Here is a 22,897-nt window from a genome sequence, read left to right on the forward strand (position 1 = left end):
GACCTGCGCATTGTATCCGGCGCCACGCATATCGTGGCGCCGGGCAGCGCTTCAGGCTGCGTGTCCGTCGTGATCGGCGAGGCATTCGTCGTGGTCGCGCAGCACCTCCAAAATCCGGCAATCGGCGACACGGTCCGTCCGGCATTCGCAGATCATCCGTTGCAACTCGGTGCGAAGCGCTTTGAGCCGGGCGAGGCGCTGCTCGACTTCTTTCAACTGCCTCTGCGCCACCGCGTCGACCTCCGCGCAGGAGCGTTCTGGGCTGTCGGAGAGATCCAGCAGTTCCCGGATCGCATCAAGCGGGAAACCAAGCTGGCGGGCATGGCGGATGAATGACAACCGGTCGAGTTCCGCGTCCCCGTAGCGGCGCTGACCGCCTTCCGTTCTGCCGGGTTCGGGCATGAGACCGATCTGTTCGTAGTAGCGGATCGTCTGAACCTTGGTGCCGGTCCGCTTGCCGAGGGTGCCGATGGTCAGCATGGGATGTCTCCTTTCGGTGCCGGATCCGTCTGCCTTCCAATGGGTTGTGCAGATTTTCTTGCGACAGGGCTTGAACCTACAGTGGCTGTAGCTCGTATATCGAAATCCGACCGCGACTCACAATGGATATTAGTCATGTCGGACAAAGACGCAGGGCAACGCGAATGGCGCGTGACGGGCATGGATTGCGGCTCATGCGCCGCGAAGGTGCGTGGCGCGGTCGAAAGGCTGCCGGGCGTCGCGAACGTCGACGTCGCGCTCATGACAGAGCGTCTGCGGCTGACGCTCGATGAAGATCAGACCACGCCCGAAAATGTGGAGAACGCCGTACGCGGCGTCGGCTTTGGCATAGCGCCCAAGCGGGCAAGACCGGAGAGGCCAGCGGGACGTTTCGTCTTGCCGGAGGGCGCGTTTCAAGATGCGGTGGAAACGTCGGACACACGCCAACCGAATGACGCCGATCGTGCCGGGCCCGCGCCAACCTCGATGATCCAAAGCTCCAAGGGACGTCTGGTGATTGGAACTGGCGCGTTGCTTGCGGCGGCTTGGGCATCGCGCGTCGTCGTGCCGGCGGAGATCGCGCATTGGGCGTTCGTCCTGGCGACATTGGCGGGACTTATGCCGGTGGCACAGCGCGCATTCGCCATGGCGCGGGCGCGCATGCCTTTCACCATCGAGATGCTGATGACGATTGCCGCCACGGGCGCGCTGCTGATCGGAGAAGCGGAAGAAGCGGCGCTTGTCGTGTTCCTCTTTGCCGTGGGTGAACTGCTCGAAGGCGTTGCCGCGGGCAAGGCACGCGACAGCATCCGCGCCCTGTCGAAGCTCGTACCGAAGACTGCGCGGGTGGAGGTCGGCGGCAAGGCGCGGGACGTCCCTGCCGCAAACCTGATACCGGGACAGGTCGTTCAGGTCCGCCCCGGCGACCGCGTGCCCTGCGACGGCGAAGTGATCGAAGGCACCTCCGGCGTCGACGAAAGCCCGGTGACCGGAGAAAGCGTGCCCAGCCTCAAGGAGCCGGGCGCTGAGGTCTTTGCCGGGTCGATCAATACCGAAGCGCTGTTGCGGGTGCGGGTTACGAAGGCGGCCGAGGACAACACCATCGCCCGAATCGTGCGCCTCGTGGAAGAGGCCGAGACCGCGCGCGCGCCGACCGAACGCTTCATCGACCGGTTCAGCCGGGTCTACATGCCCGCCGTCGTGGGCGCGGCCCTGCTTGTCGCGCTCATCCCGCCGTTGGCCTTCGGGCAGGCGTGGGGGGAATGGGCATATCGCGCGCTGGCGCTGCTGCTGATCGGCTGCCCCTGCGCGCTGGTGATTTCGGTGCCCGCGTCGATCACGTCGGCGCTGTCCACAGGGGCGCGCAACGGGCTATTGATGAAGGGCGGGGCAGTCGTGGAGGCGGCGGCCCGCACCACCCATGTGGCTTTCGACAAGACCGGGACACTCACTTCCGGCAAGCCGCACGTGACGGACATCACTGTGTTGGCTGGGGTCGAGGACGACGTCCTGGCACTCGCAGCCGGTGTCGAGAGCGGGGCGAGCCATCCGCTGGGACAGGCGATCTGTGCCGAGGCCGGGCGGCGCGGCGTCGACGCGGCGACGGCGACCGGTGCCCGCGTACTGCCCGGCAAGGGCGCGGAGGCATCCATCGACGGCACAATGGTCTGCGTCGGCTCTCCACGGCTGGCCGTGGAACGCGGCGCCCTCACCGATGATCTCCGGACCCGCGTGGCAGCGCTGGAAGCCGAGGGCAAGACTGTGGTCGTCGTGCTGCGAGGGGATGTGCCGCAGGGCCTTATCGCCTTGCGGGACGAACCGCGCGCCGATGCGGCAGAGGCTGTCGCGCAACTGCGCAGCCTTGGGATCACGTCGATCATGCTGACCGGGGACAATGAGCGGACGGCCCGCGCCGTCGCAGAGGGACTCGGGATTGCGTATCGCTCCGAACTCATGCCCGAGGACAAGGTTACCGCCATCCGGAACCTGACGTCCGAAGCGCAGGTGATGATGATTGGCGACGGCATCAACGACGCGCCCGCGCTCGCCGCCGCGCATGTCGGGGTCGCCATGGGCTCGGGGACGGATGTGGCGCTCGAAACGGCGGACGCCGCGATCCTGCGCGACCGGGTGACGGATGTGCCCGCCAAGATCCGCCTTGCCCGCGCGACCATGGCCAACATCCGCCAGAACATCGCGATCGCGTTAGGGTTGAAAGCAGTCTTCCTCGTGACAACCGTGCTCGGGATCACCGGCCTCTGGATCGCGATCCTGGCGGATACCGGCGCCACGGTGCTGGTGACGATGAATGCCCTCCGATTGTTGTTGTTCCGGCCCGCCAGCGTGACTGAATCCATCGGCCGTGACAGTCGGAACGTCAGAAAGACCCACCCCGATCAGGCAGCCGCAACGACTTGAAAGGGACATGCCGATGACCCGCGCGCGCCCACCCGGAACGCCCTTTCACTTGAAGGCGGTCACCAAACGTCCGAAACCTGCTCGAACAGGGCGGCAATCACCGGGTGGTCCTTGCGTTCTTCCAGGGCCTGTATGACCAGGCAGGCAGGAACGCGCAGCTTCTCGCAAACGGCAAGCCCAAAGGTTTGTTGCTGGTGCAGGGCGACGGACTCGCGGCAAAGGCTCAGCCCGACGCCGGAGCGGACCATTTCAAGCATCGACGCTTCCTGATCGACCATCGCCACGGCATTCTGCACGCAGCCGTGTTCGCGGAAAATGCGGGTCAGCAACCGGTTGTGCACCGATGTCGGCGAAGTGCCGATCCAGGGCAGGCTGGCCAGGTCGGGCCAATCCGCGCCGGCGACACGCGCGTCCCAGCCGACCGGGGCAATTACGCGATAAGAGAAATCCGCCAGTTTCTTGCTGTAGAGCGGGCGCTCCGCGGGGATTGCATCCACCTCGTCGGGGGAGGTCAGATAGAACCCGACGTCGATCTGTTGGCGCATCAGCTTTTCCAGGATCTCACCGCTGACGCCATGGATCAGTTCGGTGCTGATGTTGGGATAGGCGGCGCCGAAATGGCTGAGCAGGCGGCCGAGGCGGATGAACTCCGGATCGACGATGGTGCCGATCCTCAACCGTCCCGACACCTGCCCGCATTGCTTGCTGGCGCTGCGACGGAACTCGGCCATGGCCGCCAGCACCTGCTCGGCCTTCGGCAGAATTGCAGTGCCGTCCTGCGTCAGGTTCAGGCCGTGCGGTGTGCGTTTGAACAGGGTGATTCCGGTTTCTTCGCTCAGCCGTTTGATCTGATGGCTGATCGCGGGCTGCGTGAGGTTGAGCACCTCGGCGGCACGAGAAACGCTGCCCTCGCGCGCCACCGTCACGAAGGCCAGAATGCTGTTCAGGTTCGAGAATCTATCCATATTAAAAACTCTAATATCGGGCAGAGAAATTTGTCATTGGTAAATCTAATACAAGCTTTTTAGGCCTTGATAAGTTGTTGCGCTGGGAGGAGCGAACGGCACGGGAGACGACCCTGCACGCGGGGCGGCCTCTGGTGTTCTGTCGCCCTTCGTCATGCGGGAAGGGCCAGGAGAACATCGCCATGCCGAATGCTGAAACCGAGTTCGACTACATCGTGATCGGCGGTGGATCCGCGGGGTGTCTGTTGGCCAACCGACTGAGCGCGGATGCGGCCAACCGTGTGCTGCTGCTGGAGGCCGGAAAGCCGGACACTTACCCGTGGATTCACATCCCTGTCGGTTACCTTTACTGTATCGGCAATCCACGCACCGACTGGATGTACAACACCGAACCTGACAAGGGGCTGAACGGGCGTGTCCTGCGCTATCCGCGCGGCAAGACGCTGGGTGGCTGTTCGTCGATCAACGGCATGATCTACATGCGCGGCCAGTCCCGCGATTACGACAACTGGGCGCGGCTCAGCGGCGAGGCCGAGTGGAACTGGGACCACTCCCTGCAGGATTTCAAATCCCACGAAGATCACTGGAGGCTCGACGACGGCGCCGATCCGGCCACCGGCGAGAACAGCCGCTTTTCCGACATGCATGGCCGTGGCGGAGAATGGCGTGTGGAAAAGCAGCGGTTGCGTTGGGACATCCTCGACAGTTTCGCCGATGCGGCGGTCGAAGCCGGGATCGAGAAGACCGACGATTTCAACAGCGGCGACAATGCGGGTGTTGGCTATTTCGACGTGAACCAGCGGTCCGGCTGGCGCTGGAACAGCTCCAAGGCCTTTCTGAAACCCGCGAAACCCCGCGACAACCTGACGGTCTGGACCGAGGCGCAGGTCGAAAAGCTGACCTTCGAAAAAGATGCCACCGGCGCGCTCCGCTGCACCGGCGCCCGCGTCGATCGGGCCGGGCAGATGGTCACAGTCAGCGCCAGGAAGGAAACGCTGTTGTCGGCGGGGGCGATCAATTCGCCCAAGATCCTGCAACTGTCGGGCATCGGGCCGGCGGCGCTGCTGCAATCGCAGGGGATCGAGGTGCTGCGCGACGCGCCTGTGGGCGAGAACCTTCAGGACCACTTGCAGATCCGCGCCGTCTACAAGGTCAGCGGCACGCGCACACTCAACACCATTGCCGGAAACCTCTGGGGCAAGGCGATGATCGGTGCGGAATACATGCTCAAACGCTCCGGCCCGATGAGCATGGCGCCCAGCCAGCTTGGCGCCTTCACCCGGTCGGACCCTGGCCGCAGCCACGCCAATCTGGAATATCACGTCCAGCCGCTCAGCCTCGAAGCCTTCGGCGAGGGCCTGCACGATTTCCCCGCGATGACGGTCAGCGTGTGCAACCTCAACCCGACAAGCCGGGGGCATGTCCGCATCCGCTCGGCGAATTTCCGGGACGCACCGATGATTTCGCCGAACTACCTCGACACCGCGGACGATCGCAAGGTCGCGGCGGACAGCCTGCGGCAGGTGCGCAAGCTGATGTCGCAGCCCGCGATGCAGCGTTACCAGCCCGAGGAATTCAAGCCCGGCCCGCAATATCAGAGCGACGAGGATCTGACGAAGCTGGCGGGCGACATCGCGAACACGATCTTCCACCCGGTCGGCACGGTGAAGATGGGGCGCGAGGATGACGACAGCGCCGTGCTCGACCCGCATCTGCGGGTGAAGGGCGTGAACGGCCTGCGTGTCGTCGATGCCAGCATCATGCCCGAGATCACCAGCGGCAACACCAACTCCCCGACCCTGATGATCGCGGAAAAGGCGGCCCGCTGGGTGCTTGCCGGCCACTAATCCGCTGACCTGCGTTATCTGCCTTCTGGAGAAAACATGCGTAAATCGTTTTCCAACCTTCCCCTGACCGGCGTCAAGGTCGTCGACTTCGGCCAGTACATCGCCGGGCCCGCCGTTGCGATGCTGCTGGGCGATCTGGGGGCCACGGTCGTGCACATCGACCCGCCCGACGGTCCGATGTGGGACAGCCCCGCCAATGCCGCGCTGATGCGCAACAAGCTGATCGTGAATCTCGATCTGAAATCCGAGGACGGGCTGGCCAAGGCGCGCGCGCTTTGTTCCGAGGCCGACATCATCGTCGAGAACTTCCGCCCAGGAAAGCTTGCGAAACTGGGCATCGACTTTGCCGCGATGCGCGAAGAGCGCCCCGAACTGATCACCATTTCGATCCCCGGCTTTGCCTCGAACGACGAGCTGCGGCGCGAGCTACGCGCCTTCGAAAGCGTCGTCGCGGCCAGTTCAGGCGTGTTCACCGACATGGGGCTCAACCGGGTGCTGATGGGCGTGAACCCGTCCTTCTCGCCGCTGCCGCTGTCGTCCTCCTATGCTTCGCAGATCGCGGCCTCGGCAACGGTCCTGGCGCTGCAATCGCGCCAGCTGACCGGGCTTGGGGATCAGATCGAGGTGCCGCTTGCCGCCGCTGTCATGGAGGGGCTGTGCTACAACTCCATCCACGTCTCGGACGTGCCCAAGCGTTACCTCACTCAGCGCGAGATCGAGATCGAGCGGCGCCGCATCGAGGGCCTGCCGATGAACGTGTCCTACGAGGATCTTCAGGAACTGCTCGATCCGTTCTTCCGCAGCTACATGTGCAAGGACGGGCGGATGTTCTACGTCGTCTGCCCCAGCCACAAGAACCACGCGCGCCGCTGCCTTGAGGTGCTGGGCTTGTACGAAGAGATGGTCGAGGAGGGTCTGCAAGAGGAAGACGATACTTACAAGCCGCAGGCGGAGTGGGAAACCGACACCTCGCTTGGCGTCTATCCGATGCCGAAATTCTGGGCCGACAAGATCGCCGCGCGCATGAAAGAGGTGTTCATGACCCGCACCTCGCATGAGTGGAAGCGCATGTTCGGTCGCGCGGGCATTCCCGGCGCGCCGCAGCGCTGGCTGCAGGAATGGATCAACGACGAATATGCCGAGGCCTCGGGTCTGATGATCGACGTCTGGGACCCGGAATATGGCGAGATGACCCAGCCCGGCCCGGTGGTCTGGATGGAGGAAAGCGGCGAAGAGGCCCTGACCCCCGAGCCGCGCCGCTGGGTGGAATTCGACGAGGCGCTGAAGGTGCTGCGCAAGCTGCGCACCGACATTCCCGACCCGGAGGACGGCATCGAGCAAGAGGGCTGGCTGTCCGGAGTCCGCGTTCTGGACATGTGCAACGTCATCGCCGGGCCGCATTCGGCCAGCTACCTTGCGCGCTTCGGTGCCGAGGTCATCAAGCTCGATCCGGCCGTGCCGCTCTACGACAGCTGGAATACCGTGATGTACGGCATGAGCCAGGGGCGCGGCAAACGGTCGATCCTTGCGGACGTGAAATCCGAACATGGGCGCAAGGTCTTCGAGGATCTGGTGAAGACCGTCGATGTCATCTTCTGGAACGCTCCCGACAGCCAGATCAAGCGCATGGGGCTGGACGAGGCGGGGCTGCGCAAGCTGAACCCCGAGGCGATATTCTGCAAGCTGGACTGTTTCAGCGGTGTGCGGCGCGGCGTGCGCAGCGACTACATCGGCTACGACGACCTTGTGCAGGCCACCACCGGCATCATGTTGCGCTTCGGCGGCGCCATGGACCGACCCGAAGAGCACGCCCATGTCGGCACCATCGACGTCATGTGTGGCTTTGGCGGCGCGCTTGCCGTGGCGGCAGCGCTGTATCAGAAGAACCGCTTCGGGCGGATCGGGCGGGGGCGCACCTCGCTCAGCGCCAACAGCGGCCTTTTGCAGATCCCCTTTGCTTATGACTACAGGGGGCGCGGGCTTTTCGACGAGCCGACGGGCCCCGAGGTCAACGGCTACGACGCCCTCAGCCGTTTCTACAGCACCGCATCGGGCATCTACATCCTGCTCAGCGCCTACGAGGCCGACCTGCCGCGGTTCCGCAATGTCGAGGGGCTCGAAGAGTTCCCGGATGTGCCCGAAGAGGATCGCGCCGCGTTTCTTGCCGGAGCGTTCCAGTCGCTGCCCGCGACCGAATGGATCGACCGCCTGCGCGCCGCCGATCTCGCCTGCGCGATCTGTCAGAACATCGAGGCGCTGCGCGCCGAGAATCTGCAAGAGGCAGACGGCACGCCCGGCACGGACCGGGGCAGCTATTCCTTCTCGCTCTACACCGATCACCCCAGCGGGCATGATGTCACGCAGCTCGACCCCTATGCGGTGAGACCCGCGCGCGGGCGTGTCTTTGCCCTATCGCCGACCGAGAAATTCGGAACCTCGACCCGCGATATCCTGAACGAACTGGGCTATTCCGTCTCCGCCGTGGAGCGGATGCTGAAATCCGGTCAGGTCAGCGAAAGCTGGAGCGCGGAGTACCTGCCCAGCTAAGACCTGCCCCAGGGCGCTCCATCGGAGCGCCCCGACGCTTGCGCAACCAGATTAAGCGCAACCGACACCATTACAAACGTTCGGGTTGGCCTTGCCGGATACACATCCGGCAAACGGAGGAGGCTGTCCGGACTTCATGTGCCAGAATGGAGGAAACATGGCCAAGAAACCCCCTTTGATGGATTTGCATATCCCGACCGCCGACCGAGGCTTTTATTCCGGTTTTTCAAAAAGCGTCGCGATACCCTCGAAAATCCTCGTCAGCGCCCTGATCGTCTGGGCCATCGCCGTGCCGCAGAACGCGGCATCCGTGCTGAACGCCCTGAACGGCGCGATCCTCAAGAGTTTCGCGTCCTGGTACATCTATGTCGCGGCGGCGTTTTTCCTTCTTTGCATTGTGCTGGCTCTGGTGCCGTTCACCGGACGGCTGAAGCTTGGCCGGCCGGACGATGCGCCGGAATTCTCGCGATTTTCATGGTTCTCGATGATGTTCGGCGCGGGCATCGGGGTCGGGATGCTGACCTTCGCCACCGCCGAGCCGATGTATCACTTCGCCAACAATCCCAACGTCATCATGGGCCAGACCACCGGATCGGGCGCCGACAACGTGACAGCCGCCTATGTCTGGTCCTTCCTGCACTGGGGCTTTTCCGCCTGGGCCTGCTATGCACTTGTCGGTCTGTGCCTGGCGTATTTTTCCTATCGCCGGAACCTGCCGCTGACGGTGCGGTCGGCGCTGACGCCACTTTTCGGGGCGCGGCTGTCGGGCGTGGGCGGCCATATCGTCGATATCGTCGCCGTGGTGGCCACCATCCTCGGCGTTGCGCAGACATTGGGCTTTGGGGTCGAGCAATTCGTCGCGGGCCTTCAGCGGATCGGACTTGGGACCTGGATGGTCAAGGCCGACGGCACCTCCAGCACCGCCGGCATCATCGTTGCGCTGATCGTCATTCTTGGCGCATCGACGCTCTCGGCGCTTTCGGGTGTCGGCAAGGGCATCAAGTGGCTGTCCAACCTGAACATGGGCCTCAGCATCTTTCTGCTGGCCTTCTTCATCCTCTTCGGCTCGACGTTTTTTGGCCTGAATGCCTTGGTCTCCGGAATGATTGCCTACGTGACGGATCTTCCCAGCCTGCTCTTCACCGTCTGGCATGCAGATGGCACGCCGACGGGCGATGCTCTGGCCGCGTGGCAAGGCGGCTGGTCCGTCTTCTATTGGGCATGGTGGGTTGCCTTTGCACCGTTCGTGGGCGTCTTTCTTGCCCGGGTCTCGCGCGGGCGCAGCATTCGGGAATACGTGATGGGCGCCATCATCGTCCCGTCGGTAATGTGCTTTGTCTGGTTCACCTTCGTGGGCGGCACGGCCATCGACATGACGCTGAACGGCACGGCGGGCGACGCGATCTCGGGTGCCGGTCAGGAAAGCCAGCTTTTCGTGATGCTCGACCTGATCCTGACCGGAGGTCTTGCCTGGGGGATGGCCGCGCTCGTGGTGGTGCTGCTGCTGACCTACCTCGTGACCACCGCCGACTCGGCGATCCTGATCGTCAACACGATCAATGCCGCTGGCGAGGAAAGCCCGAAGGGGCGCGGTCACATCATCTTCTGGGGCGTCGCGCTAAGCTTTGTCGTGGGTGCGCTGCTGCTTGTCGGCGGGCTCGGGACGATCAAGACAGCGATGGTGATCGGCGCCTTGCCGTTCAGCCTCGTGATGTTCCTGATGTGCATTTCCCTTGTCAAAGCGGTGATCCGGGACGGTATCCGGGAAAGAAACGGCGTGCAGAGCATCCATGCCGAAGCCTGACCTACATCACGCCTGGACCCAGGCTTTGATGGATCGCCGCTGAGGAACAGGGTCAACCTGTAGTCCCGGTCTGCGTCCTGGACCGCCGACGGGCAATTCTGGACCCGACCCCGGATCGGGGACGCTTCAGATTGAAAATGACAAGGGCGCGCATGACTTTGCGCGCCCTTCGTTGTGCCTGTCAGCCAACCAGCTTTGCGGTCATCTCCACCAGCCTTTTGGCCTGATGGGCAACGGCGGCCTTGCCAGCGTCATCGAAACCGTCAGGCTTGGTCGAGAACCCATAAGGATTGCCGCCCGCGGCAAAGATCGTTTCGTCCGTGTAGCCCGGCGCAACGATGATCGTACCCCAGTGCATGGCCGTGGTATACAGGCTGAGGAGGGTGGCCTCCTGCCCGCCATGCGGGTTCTGGGCGCTGGTCGTGGCGGTGAAGGTCTTGTTGGCCAGCTTGCCGGACCCCCAAAGCCCGCCCAGCGTGTCGATGAAGGCGCGCATCTGGCTGGCGACCACGCCGAAGCGCGTCGGTGCCGAGAAGAAGTAGCCATCCGCCCATTCCATATCGTCGGCAGTGGCCTCTGGTATGTCGCTCATCTTCTCGATCTGTGCCTTCCAGGCGTCCTGCCCCTCGATCACCTCCTTGGGGGCGGTTTCCGGGATGCGGCGCAGGCGGACTTCGGCTCCGGCTGCTTCGGCGGCCTCTGCGGCCGCGAGGGCCACGGCGTGGTTGGTGCCGTAGGTGGTATAGAAAACTACTGCGATCTTGGGTTGTGCCATTTTGGATTTCCTTCCTTTCAGATGGACGTAGGCGTTTGCCGCTCCGGTCAAGCGTTTCTGATGAACGTGCCGTTGTTCAGGTCCCTGAGGGCCTCTCGCAATTCGTCCTGCGTGTTCATCACGATGGGTCCATGCCACGCGACGGGTTCCTGGATGGGACGGCCCGTCATCAGCAGGAAGCGGATACCTTCGTCGCCAGCCTGTACGGTGATCTCGTCACCTGAACCGAAACGGACCAGCGTGCGGTTGCCGGTCATGTCACGGATGTTCAGTTCCTGCCCGCGATACTCCTTCTCGACCTTGATACCCACCGGATCGCTGGCGTCGCGGAAGGTTCCGGATCCAGCGAACACATAGGCCAGTGCGTTCGACCGGGTGTCTACTGGCAGCACCTTGCGGCGGCCGGCCGGGATCGAAACGTCCAGCAGCATCGGGTTGGCCGCGATGCCGTCGACTGGGCCGGTCTTGCCCCAGAACGACCCGATGATGACCTTGACGGCTGTGCCGTCGTCGTCGCCTTCCACCGGGATGTCGCTGCCGGTGATGTCCTGATACCGCGGGGCCGTCATCTTCAGCGAAGACGGTAGATTGGCCCAAAGCTGGAAGCCGTGCATCTGACCCCTGTCGTTGCCGAACGGCATTTCCTGATGCACGATGCCGGACCCTGCGGTCATCCACTGGACGCTCCCGGCGCCGAGGGTGCCCTTGTTGCCAAGCGAGTCGGAATGTTCCACCTCGCCGTCCAACACGTAGGTGATGGTCTCGATGCCGCGGTGCGGGTGCCAGGGAAAGCCCTTCGAATACAGCCGCGGATCGTCGTTGCGGAAATCGTCCATCATCAGGAAAGGGTCGGTCAGCGACGGGTCACCGAAGCCGAAGACGCGATGCAGATGCACACCGGCGCCTTCGATGGCAGGCTGCGCGGTGGTGGTGGCCGAGACAGGTCTAAAGGTCATGGGACGCTCCGTTTGTCGATGACATCAATGTGGGATCCCTGCCGCGAAATGAAATTGGCCAAGAACCCGTACATTCTGTGCGCAGGCGCGCAGAAACCTGCGGTTCTGGCAATGTCGCGCTGCGTGCAGTTGGTAGGGGAGCCCGTGCCAGTCAGAACCTTCCATGCGTGCTTCGAAGCTGTGAAGGTCTAGCCTGTTGGGTCAGGGGTTCACTGTGAGTCCGGCGCGGAAGGTCATTGGACGGCAGACGCGGCATCGGCGCATTGTGCGAAAATAGAAGGCTTCCTCCTTTGGACCGGGACATTCCCATCAGCCGTGCACAAACGTCAGGTTTGGTCTTTTCGCTGCGCCGCGCAGGATCCCGGCGATGCGGCGCTGGCAAGACTAACGGACCGGCCCAAGACAGCGGTGCATCGCGTGCACGCCGCCGCAGTATCGACCAACGTCCAGTGTACGGCCAACGCGTTCAGGTCAGACCGTCGCGCGGGCGGATAGACCGTCGAGAATGGCGCAATCCGGCGCGTCGTCGCCGTGGCATTGGCCGATGAGCGCCTCAAGTTCAGCCTCCAAAGTCTTCAACTGGCTGATCTTGTCGCGCACCGCTTCGAGGTTCTGTGCCGCCAGGGCGCGTACATCTCGGCTGGCGCGTGTCGGGTCGGCGTTCAGGTCCAGCAGGCGGCGGCATTCTTCCAGTCCAAAGCCGAGATGTCGCGCCTGCGCCAGGATCCGCAGCCGATCCACCGCCGTATCCGAGAAATCACGATACCCGTTCTCGGCACGTTCTGCCTTTACCAGTCCCAGATCCTCGTAATACCGCACGGTCTTGACGGTCAGCCCGGCTGCCTTCGCTGCCTGTCCGATGTTCATGGCGTATCTCCTTTGTGCCATTAAACCCTCCAGCGAGTGGAAGGTAAAGCCACTTCGTTTCGACCACCCCAGGGCGCAGCATATTGCCGAATGGTCTTGGCCGCCGTCACGGCTTTTCAACTGGCGACAACCCCGGCTGCGTGCGAGAAAAGGCTGCATGACACGTTTGTTTCTGACCCTTCCGCTCCTCCTGTCGCTTGCCGTGCCCGCTGCGGCACGGGAGATCACGATATTCGCCGCGGCAAGCCTGCGTGATGCGCTTGACGAGGCAGCGGAGCTTTACAGCAATGAAACAGGGGACGACACGGTGATTTCCTACGCCGGATCGTCCGCCCTTGCGCGCCAGATCCAGCAAGGCGCACCCGCGGATGTCTTCATTTCGGCCAACGCCGGCTGGATGGACGCGCTGGAGGAGGACGGTCTGCTCGCACCGGGCACGCGCCGCGATCTGCTGGGCAATTCCCTTGTACTCGTGGCCGGGGTCGAAGGGCCGGTTGACGACCTGACACCCGCAAGCGACCTCGCCGGGTGGCTGGAGGGCGGCAAGCTGGCCATGGCGCTTGTCGACGCGGTGCCTGCCGGGATCTACGGCAAGGCGGCGCTGGAACACCTGGGCCTGTGGGACACCGTGGCCGCACAGGTCGCGCAGGCCGACAACGTTCGGGCGGCGCTGGCCCTTGTCGCGGTGGGTGCGGCGCCGCTCGGCATCGTCTACCGCACCGACGCGCAGGCCGAACCGCGCGTGTTCGTGAAGGCCGCAATCCCGCGCGACAGCCATCCGCCGATCCTCTACCCCGCCGCGGCGATGGCAGAGAAACAGCAGTTCGCCCTGCCGTTCCTGTCCTTCCTTGAAACGGGACCGGCGCAGGACATCTTCCGACGTCACGGCTTTACGGTGATGGCGGAGTAACGGATGGACTGGCTCGGACCCGAGGAATGGAGCGCCGTGGCCCTGTCGGTCAAGGTTTCCTTCTGGGCGGTCGTTGCGTCCCTCCCGTTCGGTCTTCTGACTGCCTATGCGTTGGCGCGGTGGTCCTTTCCCGGCAAGCAAATCCTCAACGGGCTGGTGCATCTGCCGCTGATCCTTCCGCCAGTGGTCACCGGTTACCTGCTGCTCCTGACCTTCGGGCCAAGGGCGCCGGTCGGCGGGTTCCTCGAGGCCATCGGGCTGGGCATCGCGTTCCGCTGGACAGGCGCGGCCCTGGCAGCGGCCATCATGGGGTTTCCCCTGATGGTGCGCGCCATGCGTCTGTCCATCGAAGCCATCGACCCGCGCCTGGAAGAGGCGGCCGCAACGCTCGGCGCCTCCGGGGGGCGCGTCTTCGCCACGGTGACGGTGCCGCTGATGCTTCCGGGTCTGCTGACCGGTGCGATCCTCGCCTTCGCCAAGGCGATGGGAGAATTCGGTGCAACCATCACCTTCGTCTCGAACATTCCCGGACAGACCCAGACCCTGCCATCCGCCATCTACGCTTTTCTGCAGATACCGGGCGGAGAGGCCTCTGCCCTGCGACTCGTCGTGGTGTCGATCATTGTGGCGATGGGCGCGCTCCTTGTGTCGGAATGGGCGTCGCGCCGGGTCGCCGCGCGGGTGGGGGCGTGATGCTGAACCTGCGCCTGAAACACGCTTTCGGTCGGTTCAGGCTCGACGCAGAGTTCACAGCGCCCGCCGGGGTGACGGTGCTGTTCGGCCGGTCCGGCTCTGGCAAGAGCACGATCCTCAAAGCCACTGCCGGTCTCCTGCGCCCGGACGAAGCGCGCGTCACCCTGAACGACCGGACGCTTTGCGACACGGCAAAGGGCGTCTGGCTGCCGCCCCACAAGCGCGGCCTCGGCGTGATCTTCCAGGAAGGCCGCCTCTTCCCGCACCTCACGGTCCGGCAGAACCTGTTGTATTCCCGCCGTAAGGCGTCGAGTTTGTCGCGCGTCGTCGAGATGCTGGGGATCGGCGACCTGCTCGACCGTCGGCCCCGGGCGCTTTCTGGGGGAGAGCAGCAAAGGGTCGCCATCGGCCGCGCGCTTCTGAGCGACCCGCAACTGATCCTGGCAGACGAACCTCTGGCCGCATTGGACGAGCCGCGCAAAGCCGAGATCCTGCCCTACTTCGAACGTCTGCGGGACGAGGCGCGCTGCCCGATCCTCTACGTGACCCACTCCCCGGCCGAGGTTGCGCGCCTCGCCACGACGGTTGTCGTCCTCGATGCGGGCAAGGTGACGCGGCAGGGCACGCCCGCCGACGTACTGGGTGATCCGGACGTTGTTCCGGCGGGTATCCGTGGCGTCGGGGCGGTGCTCGAAGCGACGGTCGCCCGGCATCACGACGACGGGTTGACCGAACTCGACGCCGGCGGCGTGCCACTGTTTCTGCCCCGCACCGATGCGGCACCGGGGACGAGGACCCGCATCCGTATCGCCGCACAGGAGGTCATCCTGTCCCGCGAGCGGCCTGTGGGCCTGTCGGCGCTCAACATCCTGCCCGGCACGGTGGCCAGCCTGCGCGCGGGTGATGGCCCAGGCACGCTGGTCGTCGTCGATACCCCTGCAGGGCGTCTCCTGGCGCGGGTCACGCGCCGTTCCGCCGAGGCACTGCAACTGGCGCCCGGCGTCGCCTGCCATGCGGTCGTAAAGACGGTCGCCATCGCGCGGCAGGACATCGGACAGGGTTGAAGCGGCGCGGCAGCCCGCTAGCTCGGGCTGCATGGAAAACGCATTGGTCATCGGCGCAAGCGGCGGCATCGGCAGCGCAATCTGCGCGGCACTCAATGGGCGCGGCGTCTCCGTCACCGGGCTCTCCCGTTCTGTGGACGGACTGGATACTACCGATGAGCAGTCCGTCGCGCATGCGCTTGGCCGGTTGGACACCCCCTTCGATCTGATCTTCGTGGCGACCGGCGCTTTGGAGATCGACGGCCACGCACCTGAGAAATCTCTCGACGCCGTGACGGCGCGCGGTCTGGCCGACCAGTTCGCGCTGAACGCCATCGGCCCTGCGCTGGTGCTGAAACACGCGCGCCGCCTTATTCCTCGCGACAGGCCGGCGACCGTGGCCGTTCTGTCCGCGCGCGTGGGCTCTATCGGCGACAACGGTCTTGGCGGCTGGTATGCCTACCGCGCCGCCAAGGCCGGGCTCAACCAGCTTGTGCACGGCGCGGCCATCGAGCTTGGCCGCAGATATCGCAAGCTCTGCGTCGTCTGCCTGCACCCGGGCACCGTCGCCACCCGATTCACTGCCGACTACCAGGACCGGCATCCGACCGTTCCGCCGGAGAAGGCCGCCCGAAACCTCCTTGCGGTGATCGATGGCCTGACACCGGCGGACACCGGTCGCTTCCTCGACTATGCCGGGAAGGAGATCCCCTGGTGACCCGCCTCGTCCTGGTACTGGGTGACCAGCTCTCCGATCAGGTCGCGGCGCTGCGCAGGGCCGACAAGGCGAAGGACGTGGTTGTCATGGCAGAGGTCGCGGAGGAAACGGCCTACGTCGGCCATCACCCCAAGAAGATCGCCCTGATCTTCGCCGCCATGCGCAAGTTCGCGGTCCGGCTCCGGGACGACGGCTGGGACGTCGCCTATTCGGAGCTGGACGACACGGACAACACCGGCAGCATCCCCGGAGAACTCCTCCGACGCGCGGATCAGTACGGCGCGCAGGAGGTGCTGGCGACAGAGCCGGGCGAATGGCGGCTGATCGCGGCGCTCGACGACACGCCCCTCAAGGTCACGCAGCTTGAGGACGACCGTTTCGTCGCCTCCCACAAGGATTTCGAGGACTGGGCCCGGGGCCGCAAGGCACTGCGGATGGAGTATTTCTACCGCGACATGCGGCGCAAGACCGGCCTGATGATGGACGGCGGCGTACCCGCAGGGGACAAGTGGAACTACGACCACGACAACCGCAAACCCGCCACGGACGAGGTCGACACCGCACCCATGCAGTTCACTCCGGATGACACGGTGGAAGAGGTGCTCGACCTCGTCGAGGCCCGCTTCTCCGACAACTTCGGCACGCTCCGCCCCTTCACCTTCGCCACCGACACCGGACAGGCTCGCCGGGCACTGGCGCATTTCGTCAAACATGCCCTGCCGAAGTTTGGCGACTACCAGGACGCGATGATGGAGGGGGAGCGTTACCTGTGGCACGCTCACCTCTCCGCCTACATCAACATCGGCCTGCTCGACCCGCTCGAGGTCTGCAAGGCGGCGGAAGAGGCATGGCAGGCCGGTGACGTTCCGATCAACGCGGCCGAAGGGTTCATCCGCCAGATCGTCGGCTGGCGCGAGTACGTCCGTGGCATCTACTTCCACGAAGGGCCTGACTACACCGCCCGCAACGGCTTGGGCCATAAACGCGATCTGCCTTGGCTCTACTGGGGCGGCGAAACGAACATGCGATGTGTCGCCGAGGCAGTCCGCCAGACGAAAGAGGACGCCTACGCCCACCACATCCAGCGCTTGATGGTCACCGGCAGTTTCGCCCTCCTGGCCGGCATCGATCCACACCAGGTGCATGAATGGTACCTCAGCGTCTACATCGATGCCTTCGAATGGGTCGAGGCACCCAACACGATCGGGATGAGTCAGTTCGCCGACGGAGGGATCATAGCGTCCAAGCCCTACGTGTCGTCAGGCAATTACATCAACAGGATGTCAGATCACTGCGGCCACTGCGCCTACGACGTGCACGCCAAGTCCGGCGAAGACGACGCCTGTCCCTTCAACACGCTCTACTGGCACTTCCTTGATCGTCATCGCAAACGGTTCGAACAGAATGCCCGCATGGCCAACTTGTACCGAAGCTGGGACCGCATGGACGAGGACAAGCGCCGCGACATCCTGCGCGCCGCAGGACGCACTCTGAAAAAACTCGATGACGGGCAGGTCGTCTGACCCGGCCCTTCATCTTGGCAGCAATACCTTGGGGGTGCGGGGGCAAGGCCCCCGCGGATCGGCCCGGCGTCAGCCGGGCCGATCCATCCTACAGGACGTAACGGCTCAGGTCCGTCGACCGGGTCAGGTCGCCCAGTTGCGCTTCCACGAAGTCGGCGTCCACAGTGACCGCCTCACCCGCCTTGTCCGGCGCGGCAAAGCTCAGTTCCTCAAACACCCGCTCCATCACGGTATAAAGCCGCCGAGCACCGATGTTCTCCACCGATCCGTTGACCTCCGCCGCGATGCGGGCCAGTGCCTCGATCCCTTCCTGGGTAAAGGAGACGGCGACCTCTTCTGTCGCCATCAGCGCGGTGTACTGACGGGTCAGGGCGTTGTCGGTTTCCGTCAGGATACGCACGAAATCTCCTTCGGTCAGGGCCTTCAGGTTCACACGGATCGGCAGGCGCCCCTGGAGTTCCGGCAAGAGGTCAGACGGTTTCGCGATGTGGAACGCGCCCGAGGCGATAAAGAGGATGTGGTCGGTCTTCACCGGTCCGTGCTTGGTGGAAACCGTCGTACCCTCGATCAGGGGCAGCAGGTCGCGCTGCACGCCTTCGCGGGACACGTCGCCGCCGCGCGCCTCCTGCCGGGCGCAGACCTTGTCGATCTCGTCGAGGAAGACGATCCCGTTCTGCTCCACCGCTTCCAGCGCGGCGGTCTTTACCGTCTCGTCGTCCAGCAGCTTGTCGGCTTCCTCGGTGATCAGCAGTTCGTAGCTTTCGGCGACGGTCATGCTCTTGCGCGTGGTCCGTCCGGCAAACGCCTTCCCGAAGATGTCGCCCAAGTTCATCATACCCATCTGGCCTCCCCCCGGCTGACCGGGGATGTCCATCATTGGGAAAGGCGAAGAGGTGTCGGCGACGTCCAGTTCGATTACGGTCTGGTCCAGTTCGCCGCTCTTCAGTTTCTTGCGGAACATCTCGCGCGTGGCCGAGCGGGCGTCCTTCCCGGCAATCGCCTCGATCACGCGGTCCTCGGCGGCGGCATGGGCGCGGGTCTTCACGTCCTCGCGCATGTGTTCGCGGGTATCGATGATTGCCGTATCCACCAGGTCGCGAATGATCTGCTCCACATCACGGCCGACATAGCCCACTTCGGTGAACTTCGTCGCTTCGACCTTGATGAAGGGCGCACGGGCCAGCTTCGCCAGGCGGCGCGAGATCTCGGTCTTGCCGACGCCGGTGGGACCGATCATCAGGATGTTCTTCGGGTAGACTTCGTCGCGCAGGTGGTCGGTCAGCTGCTTGCGCCGCCACCGGTTGCGCAGCGCCACCGCGACTGCGCGCTTGGCTTCCTGTTGTCCGATGATGAACCGGTCCAGTTCGGAAACGATTTCACGGGGTGTGAGGTCGGTCATGAGTGTCCTTCCGATGCGTTGCGGCTGAGATAACCTCTGGGGAGGAAAATCCAACCCTTGAAGGAACCTCCATGTGACCCGACGTGTTGCACCTGAGTATTGGAGGCGCCCAAGACATGCCGGATCAAGGTTACATACCCATGGAAGATACCGACGTCGTTCCTGGCGATCTTGGCGTGCGCTCGTTTGGCGACGGGCCGGTTTGTGTCATTACGAACCGCAAATCCGGCCGGAACTCCCGCGACCGCGACGCGGTGGAGGCCGCCGCCAAAGCGCTGCAGGGCGAAATCGTGTCCTTCAGCGGAGGCAAGGGCCTGATGGAAGCGATCGAGAAGGTGAAGGCGCGCAAGCCATCGCTGGTGGTCGCGGCCGGGGGCGACGGCACCGCCATGGCCGTGGCCGGGGCCTTTGTCGGGACGGATGTCGCGTTCGGTGTCTTGCCGCTCGGCACATTCAACTATTTCGCGCGCGGACTCGGTCTCAGCACCGACCCGGCCGAGGCAGGGCGCCAGCTTGCCGGTGGCGAGGTTGTCGAACGCCATATCGGCACCGTGAACGGCCAAGTCTTCCTGAACAACGCCAGTGTCGGGATCTACCCGTCGATCCTGAAGGTGCGCGAAAGCGTCTATCGCCGCTGGGGGCGCAGGCGGATCATGGCGCACTGGTCGGTGGTAAAGACCTTCGCCCGCTTTAGGAAGCCGATGCGGGTGAAACTGGAAGTGGACGGAGACGGCGGGAGATACCGGACCGCATTGGTGTTCGTCGCACGCTCGTCATTCCAGCTCGAACGGTTCGGGCTGGAGGGCACCGACATCATCCGCGAAGGCGGCTTCGCGGTTCTTCTGGTGAACGCCCGCACCCGTCTGGAGCTTTTCCGCCGCATCACGCGTCTGGCGCTTGGCACGGTCGAGGAGGGGGTCGATTATGATCTATTCCCCGGAGAGCGGATCAAGCTTGAGGTTGAGGGCAAGCGCCGCGTGTTGCTTGCTTACGACGGGGAGAAGAAGCGCATGAGCGCGCCGCTGGAGTTCGGCATGTCCGAGCGCCCGCTGCGTCTGCTCATCCCGGGGAAGGCCGAATGAGGCGCGTCCTGCATCTTTCCGACCTGCACTACGGCAAGGACCGCGCCAATCTCGAAGCGCCGCTTCTGGAAACGGTGGATCGGCTTGCACCCGATCTTGTCGCCATTTCCGGTGACTTCACACAGCGTGCCCGCGTGTCCCAGTTCGACCGGGCGCAGGCCTTTCTCGACAAGCTGACCGTCCCGTGGATCGCAGTCCCCGGTAATCACGACACGCCGCTCGACGAGTTCTGGATCCGGTTGCTGACCCCGTGGAAACGCTATCGGTCCGCCGTGTCCGGCGATCTGGAACCGGTCTATCAGGACGACGCGATGACACTGGTTGGGGTGAACACCGTGAACCGGTTTTCCTGGCAGCGGGGCCGGCTGTCGGAAAAGCGGATCAAGCGTGCCTGTCAACAGTTTTCCGACGCGCCCGACCGGGCCCGTATCGTCATGCTGCACCATCCGCTTCAACACGGGCCGGAGGTCGACAAGCGGTTGATGCGGGGCGCAGGGCGCGCGCTGAAGGCTTTTGCAGAAAGCGGCGCACAGGTGGTCTTGTCCGGGCACCTGCACAACACGGTCATCGCGCCCTTCCGCGCCTGGCCGCAGCTTCTATTCGTCCAGGCGGGCACCAGCCTTTCCAGCCGGATGCGCGGCGAAGTGAACACTTTCAACCTGTTGGAGGTCGACGCCCGCAGCGTCACGGTCGAAAGCTGGGGTGCCGAGGACCTGACCTTCGCGCCTGTGTCCCGTGCCCACTTCGTCCGGACGGACGGTCAGTGGGAGCGCCGCGACGACGCTTCAGCCATTGCGCCTGCGGCCCCCATCCGCAGCGCAGGCGCAGCCCGGTAACGCCTTTTCCTTGGTCCGCTTGCCGGTCCGACTTAGGCTGGCCCGGGGATGTACGGGGAATCATAAAATGAAAACTGTCTGGATGGCCTTGGGGCTGGTTGCGCTTTGCGGATCTGCTGCCGCGCAGAGTGCCTGCGACTGGGGCAACATGCGGTCCGAGGGCTCTGACGAGAACCGCGAACTGGTGGTGACGAACGCGGTGGGGGACCGCAGCGCGCGTCTCTACTGGATCGACTTCGACGGCAAACCGGTCTTCTACGCCGAGATCCCGCCGAACGGTCGCCATGTGCAGCAGACCCTTCGGCGGCATGTCTGGATTGCCGAGAACAGCTATGGCTATTGCGATGTGATCTTCACTGTCGAGAACAACGTCGAGATCGTCATCCGCTGACAGAACGCGATGCGTCAGCCCAGTGTTTCGACAGTGAGGTTCCCGTTGGTGTAGACGCAGATGTCTGCGGCGATGGCCATGGCCTCACGCGCGACGGTTTCGGCGTCCTTGTCGGTGTCCATCATCGCCCGTGCCGCGGCCAGGGCATAGTTGCCGCCCGACCCGATGGCGGCCACGTCGTGTTCGGGTTCCAGAACGTCGCCGGCACCTGTAATGACGAACAGGTCCGTGCCGTCGGTGACGATCAGCATGGCCTCCAGCTTTGACAGGTACTTGTCGGTCCGCCAGTCCTTCGCCAGATCGACGGATGCGCGTTGAAGCTGACCCGGCGTTTCCTCCAGTTTCTTTTCCAGCCGTTCGAGCAGGGTGAAGGCATCGGCGGTGGATCCGGCGAAACCGGCCACCACGTCCTTGCCGCCGGGGGAAAGGCGACGCACCTTGCGCGCGGTGCCCTTGATGACCGTCTGGCCAAGCGAAACCTGCCCGTCACCTGCGACGACGACCTTGCCGTCCTTGCGGACGCCGATGATTGTGGTGCCGTGCCAGCCGGGGAATTCGTTGCTCATGAAGGCCTCCTTTGATTGGCCTCCATATGGTCTTCATCGAAAGCCCCGGCAAGGGGTGCGGGGCGCTCGTCACGGCGCCCCAGCAAGCGCGAGACCGTTCAGGCGACTTCGGTCTCGACTTCGATGTTGCCCTTCGTCGCGTTGGAATACGGGCAGATGAAGTGACCGCGCTCGGCGATTTTCTCGGCCACGTCCTTCTCCACGCCCGGCATGGACACGACCAGCTTCACCTTCAGGCCAAAGCCGCCGTCAGAGCGGGGGCCAATGCCCACATGCGCGTTCACGGTGGCATCGTCCGGCACGGTGCCCAGCTTCTCGCTTTGTGCCGCGAACCGCATCGCGCCGAGGTAGCAGGCCGCGTAGCCGAGGGCGAAAAGCTCTTCGGGGTTGTGACCCGCGCCTGAGCCACCGAGCTCTTTCGGGCTGGTCATGGTGACGGTCAGCATCCCGGACTTGAGGGCGGCGATACCGTTGCGGCCGCCACCTGTGGCGTGGCCTTCGGTCCAGTACTTCGTATCGACGGTCATTCTTGATTCCTTTCAATCGCGCGCGATTATATCGTGCACGATATATATGATCGAGATGAGTCTCTGTCAATCGCTTGCCAATGTATCGCGCGCGACTTAATTTCAGGGTATGACACTCGCCCCTCAGGACATGTTCTGTTTCGCGCTCTATTCCGCGACACACGCCATGCAGCAGGCCTATCGCCCGCTTCTGGAGGAGATCGGTCTGACCTATCCCCAATACCTTGTGATGAGTGCGCTCTGGACCGCCGACAAGCCGCTGAGCGTCAGCGGCATCGGGCGTCAGGTCCAGCTTGAATCGAGCACCCTGACGCCTTTGCTGAAACGTCTCGAAACGGCTGGACACATCGTGCGTCGCCGCAATCCGGAGGACGAACGCCAGTTGCAGGTCGACCTGACCGACGAGGGACGTGCGCTTCAGGCACGTGCCGCACATATCCCGGCCTGCATTCTCGAAAAGACGGGGCTGGACATAGAGACGCTTCGGAGGCTCCAGGGCGAGATACGGGACCTGACACACCACCTCCGCACCGGGACCGAGGACGCCTGA

21 protein-coding genes are annotated in these 22,897 nt (G+C 64.1%); 13 read left to right on the forward strand and 8 right to left on the reverse strand.

The window, feature by feature from the left end; translation table 11 throughout:
- Positions 1–51: 51 nt before the first annotated feature.
- On the reverse strand, positions 52–480 hold the full coding sequence (locus ABFK29_RS02080; protein ID WP_005858703.1) for a MerR family transcriptional regulator: 429 nt from the start codon (positions 478–480) through the stop codon (positions 52–54).
- A 135-nt stretch (positions 481–615) separates the two neighbouring features.
- Between ABFK29_RS02080 and ABFK29_RS02085 the strand changes: the two genes are divergently transcribed.
- Positions 616–2,898 carry a heavy metal translocating P-type ATPase gene (locus ABFK29_RS02085; RefSeq protein ID WP_005858704.1) on the forward strand — a complete coding sequence of 761 codons (2,283 nt, stop codon included), beginning with the start codon at positions 616–618 and terminating at the stop codon, positions 2,896–2,898.
- A 59-nt stretch (positions 2,899–2,957) separates the two neighbouring features.
- Here the strand turns inward: ABFK29_RS02085 and ABFK29_RS02090 are convergent, their stop codons facing one another.
- A complete protein-coding gene (locus ABFK29_RS02090; RefSeq protein WP_005858706.1) occupies positions 2,958–3,863 on the reverse strand; it encodes a LysR family transcriptional regulator in 906 nt (301 codons plus the stop codon).
- 182 nt (positions 3,864–4,045) lie between these two features.
- On the opposite strand from ABFK29_RS02090, the gene ABFK29_RS02095 reads away from it, so the two are divergent.
- From ABFK29_RS02095 to ABFK29_RS02105, 3 genes are all read left to right on the forward strand, one after another.
- The gene (locus ABFK29_RS02095; protein WP_005858708.1) at positions 4,046–5,710 is read left to right on the forward strand and encodes a GMC family oxidoreductase; all 1,665 of its coding nucleotides are present in this window, start codon (positions 4,046–4,048) and stop codon (positions 5,708–5,710) included.
- 36 nt (positions 5,711–5,746) lie between these two features.
- Positions 5,747–8,257 (forward strand): CoA transferase, encoded by a 2,511-nt coding sequence (locus ABFK29_RS02100; protein WP_005858710.1) that lies wholly within the window; start codon positions 5,747–5,749, stop codon positions 8,255–8,257.
- Between the two features lie 157 nt (positions 8,258–8,414).
- Complete coding sequence (locus ABFK29_RS02105; RefSeq protein WP_040604498.1) at positions 8,415–10,061, forward strand: BCCT family transporter; 1,647 nt, start codon at positions 8,415–8,417, stop codon at positions 10,059–10,061.
- A gap of 181 nt (positions 10,062–10,242) precedes the next feature.
- Here the strand turns inward: ABFK29_RS02105 and wrbA are convergent, their stop codons facing one another.
- The 3 genes from wrbA to ABFK29_RS02120 form a co-directional block, all read right to left on the reverse strand.
- Positions 10,243–10,836 (reverse strand): NAD(P)H:quinone oxidoreductase, encoded by a 594-nt coding sequence (gene wrbA / locus ABFK29_RS02110; protein ID WP_005858714.1) that lies wholly within the window; start codon positions 10,834–10,836, stop codon positions 10,243–10,245.
- A gap of 47 nt (positions 10,837–10,883) precedes the next feature.
- Positions 10,884–11,792, reverse strand: coding sequence for a pirin family protein (locus tag ABFK29_RS02115; protein ID WP_005858716.1), 909 nt, complete (start codon positions 11,790–11,792; stop codon positions 10,884–10,886).
- Positions 11,793–12,263: 471 nt separating this feature from the next.
- Positions 12,264–12,659, reverse strand: coding sequence for a MerR family transcriptional regulator (locus ABFK29_RS02120; protein ID WP_005858718.1), 396 nt, complete (start codon positions 12,657–12,659; stop codon positions 12,264–12,266).
- A gap of 157 nt (positions 12,660–12,816) precedes the next feature.
- Between ABFK29_RS02120 and modA the strand changes: the two genes are divergently transcribed.
- The 5 genes from modA to ABFK29_RS02145 are packed head-to-tail and all read left to right on the forward strand — an operon-like array spanning position 12,817 to position 17,546.
- A complete protein-coding gene (gene modA, locus ABFK29_RS02125) occupies positions 12,817–13,569 on the forward strand; it encodes a molybdate ABC transporter substrate-binding protein (protein WP_005858720.1) in 753 nt (250 codons plus the stop codon).
- Between the two features lie 3 nt (positions 13,570–13,572).
- Complete coding sequence (modB, locus tag ABFK29_RS02130) at positions 13,573–14,262, forward strand: molybdate ABC transporter permease subunit (RefSeq protein WP_005858722.1); 690 nt, start codon at positions 13,573–13,575, stop codon at positions 14,260–14,262.
- A complete protein-coding gene (gene modC, locus ABFK29_RS02135; RefSeq protein ID WP_040604543.1) occupies positions 14,262–15,326 on the forward strand; it encodes a molybdenum ABC transporter ATP-binding protein in 1,065 nt (354 codons plus the stop codon). The genes modB and modC overlap by 1 nt, the downstream gene beginning before the upstream one ends.
- Before the next feature lie 31 nt (positions 15,327–15,357).
- Positions 15,358–16,023, forward strand: coding sequence for an SDR family NAD(P)-dependent oxidoreductase (locus ABFK29_RS02140; protein WP_005858726.1), 666 nt, complete (start codon positions 15,358–15,360; stop codon positions 16,021–16,023).
- The gene (locus ABFK29_RS02145) at positions 16,017–17,546 is read left to right on the forward strand and encodes a cryptochrome/photolyase family protein (RefSeq protein ID WP_347100488.1); all 1,530 of its coding nucleotides are present in this window, start codon (positions 16,017–16,019) and stop codon (positions 17,544–17,546) included. The genes ABFK29_RS02140 and ABFK29_RS02145 overlap by 7 nt, the downstream gene beginning before the upstream one ends.
- 88 nt (positions 17,547–17,634) lie before the next feature.
- Here the strand turns inward: ABFK29_RS02145 and hslU are convergent, their stop codons facing one another.
- A complete protein-coding gene (gene hslU, locus ABFK29_RS02150; RefSeq protein WP_005864042.1) occupies positions 17,635–18,945 on the reverse strand; it encodes an ATP-dependent protease ATPase subunit HslU in 1,311 nt (436 codons plus the stop codon).
- A gap of 140 nt (positions 18,946–19,085) precedes the next feature.
- On the opposite strand from hslU, the gene ABFK29_RS02155 reads away from it, so the two are divergent.
- The 3 genes from ABFK29_RS02155 (at position 19,086) to ABFK29_RS02165 (ending at position 21,254) form a co-directional block, all read left to right on the forward strand.
- A complete protein-coding gene (locus ABFK29_RS02155) occupies positions 19,086–20,027 on the forward strand; it encodes a diacylglycerol/lipid kinase family protein (protein WP_005864044.1) in 942 nt (313 codons plus the stop codon).
- The gene (locus tag ABFK29_RS02160) at positions 20,024–20,863 is read left to right on the forward strand and encodes a metallophosphoesterase family protein (protein WP_005864046.1); all 840 of its coding nucleotides are present in this window, start codon (positions 20,024–20,026) and stop codon (positions 20,861–20,863) included. Before ABFK29_RS02155 ends, ABFK29_RS02160 begins: the two co-directional genes overlap by 4 nt.
- Positions 20,864–20,930: 67 nt before the next feature.
- Positions 20,931–21,254 carry an ATP-dependent protease peptidase subunit gene (locus ABFK29_RS02165; RefSeq protein WP_005864048.1) on the forward strand — a complete coding sequence of 108 codons (324 nt, stop codon included), beginning with the start codon at positions 20,931–20,933 and terminating at the stop codon, positions 21,252–21,254.
- A gap of 14 nt (positions 21,255–21,268) precedes the next feature.
- On the opposite strand, the gene hslV is transcribed toward ABFK29_RS02165, so the two are convergent.
- Together hslV and ABFK29_RS02175 are read right to left on the reverse strand one after the other, a co-directional pair.
- A complete protein-coding gene (gene hslV, locus ABFK29_RS02170) occupies positions 21,269–21,820 on the reverse strand; it encodes an ATP-dependent protease subunit HslV (protein ID WP_005864050.1) in 552 nt (183 codons plus the stop codon).
- Positions 21,821–21,918: 98 nt separating this feature from the next.
- Complete coding sequence (locus ABFK29_RS02175) at positions 21,919–22,347, reverse strand: organic hydroperoxide resistance protein (RefSeq protein ID WP_005864052.1); 429 nt, start codon at positions 22,345–22,347, stop codon at positions 21,919–21,921.
- 109 nt (positions 22,348–22,456) lie between these two features.
- Between ABFK29_RS02175 and ABFK29_RS02180 the strand changes: the two genes are divergently transcribed.
- Positions 22,457–22,897, forward strand: coding sequence for a MarR family winged helix-turn-helix transcriptional regulator (locus tag ABFK29_RS02180; protein ID WP_040605243.1), 441 nt, complete (start codon positions 22,457–22,459; stop codon positions 22,895–22,897).

Source organism: Sagittula stellata E-37 (genome assembly GCF_039724765.1).
GTDB classification, from domain to species: domain Bacteria; phylum Pseudomonadota; class Alphaproteobacteria; order Rhodobacterales; family Rhodobacteraceae; genus Sagittula; species Sagittula stellata.

Bases quoted from the DNA above. Each gene is read 5' to 3' on its own strand.
- ABFK29_RS02160 (WP_005864046.1), top strand. From the start codon at position 20,024: ATGAGGCGCGTCCTGCATCTTTCCGACCTGCACTACGGCAAGGACCGC.
- ABFK29_RS02165 (WP_005864048.1), top strand. From the start codon at position 20,931: ATGAAAACTGTCTGGATGGCCTTGGGGCTGGTTGCGCTTTGCGGATCT.
- ABFK29_RS02100 (WP_005858710.1), top strand. From the start codon at position 5,747: ATGCGTAAATCGTTTTCCAACCTTCCCCTGACCGGCGTCAAGGTCGTC.
- wrbA (WP_005858714.1), bottom strand. From the start codon at position 10,836: ATGGCACAACCCAAGATCGCAGTAGTTTTCTATACCACCTACGGCACC.
- ABFK29_RS02180 (WP_040605243.1), top strand. From the start codon at position 22,457: ATGACACTCGCCCCTCAGGACATGTTCTGTTTCGCGCTCTATTCCGCG.
- ABFK29_RS02080 (WP_005858703.1), bottom strand. From the start codon at position 480: ATGCTGACCATCGGCACCCTCGGCAAGCGGACCGGCACCAAGGTTCAG.
- ABFK29_RS02115 (WP_005858716.1), bottom strand. From the start codon at position 11,792: ATGACCTTTAGACCTGTCTCGGCCACCACCACCGCGCAGCCTGCCATC.
- modA (WP_005858720.1), top strand. From the start codon at position 12,817: ATGACACGTTTGTTTCTGACCCTTCCGCTCCTCCTGTCGCTTGCCGTG.
- ABFK29_RS02140 (WP_005858726.1), top strand. From the start codon at position 15,358: ATGGAAAACGCATTGGTCATCGGCGCAAGCGGCGGCATCGGCAGCGCA.
- modC (WP_040604543.1), top strand. From the start codon at position 14,262: ATGCTGAACCTGCGCCTGAAACACGCTTTCGGTCGGTTCAGGCTCGAC.
- ABFK29_RS02120 (WP_005858718.1), bottom strand. From the start codon at position 12,659: ATGAACATCGGACAGGCAGCGAAGGCAGCCGGGCTGACCGTCAAGACC.
- ABFK29_RS02105 (WP_040604498.1), top strand. From the start codon at position 8,415: ATGGCCAAGAAACCCCCTTTGATGGATTTGCATATCCCGACCGCCGAC.
- ABFK29_RS02155 (WP_005864044.1), top strand. From the start codon at position 19,086: ATGGAAGATACCGACGTCGTTCCTGGCGATCTTGGCGTGCGCTCGTTT.
- hslV (WP_005864050.1), bottom strand. From the start codon at position 21,820: ATGAGCAACGAATTCCCCGGCTGGCACGGCACCACAATCATCGGCGTC.
- ABFK29_RS02085 (WP_005858704.1), top strand. From the start codon at position 616: ATGTCGGACAAAGACGCAGGGCAACGCGAATGGCGCGTGACGGGCATG.
- ABFK29_RS02175 (WP_005864052.1), bottom strand. From the start codon at position 22,347: ATGACCGTCGATACGAAGTACTGGACCGAAGGCCACGCCACAGGTGGC.
- ABFK29_RS02090 (WP_005858706.1), bottom strand. From the start codon at position 3,863: ATGGATAGATTCTCGAACCTGAACAGCATTCTGGCCTTCGTGACGGTG.
- ABFK29_RS02095 (WP_005858708.1), top strand. From the start codon at position 4,046: ATGCCGAATGCTGAAACCGAGTTCGACTACATCGTGATCGGCGGTGGA.
- hslU (WP_005864042.1), bottom strand. From the start codon at position 18,945: ATGACCGACCTCACACCCCGTGAAATCGTTTCCGAACTGGACCGGTTC.
- modB (WP_005858722.1), top strand. From the start codon at position 13,573: ATGGACTGGCTCGGACCCGAGGAATGGAGCGCCGTGGCCCTGTCGGTC.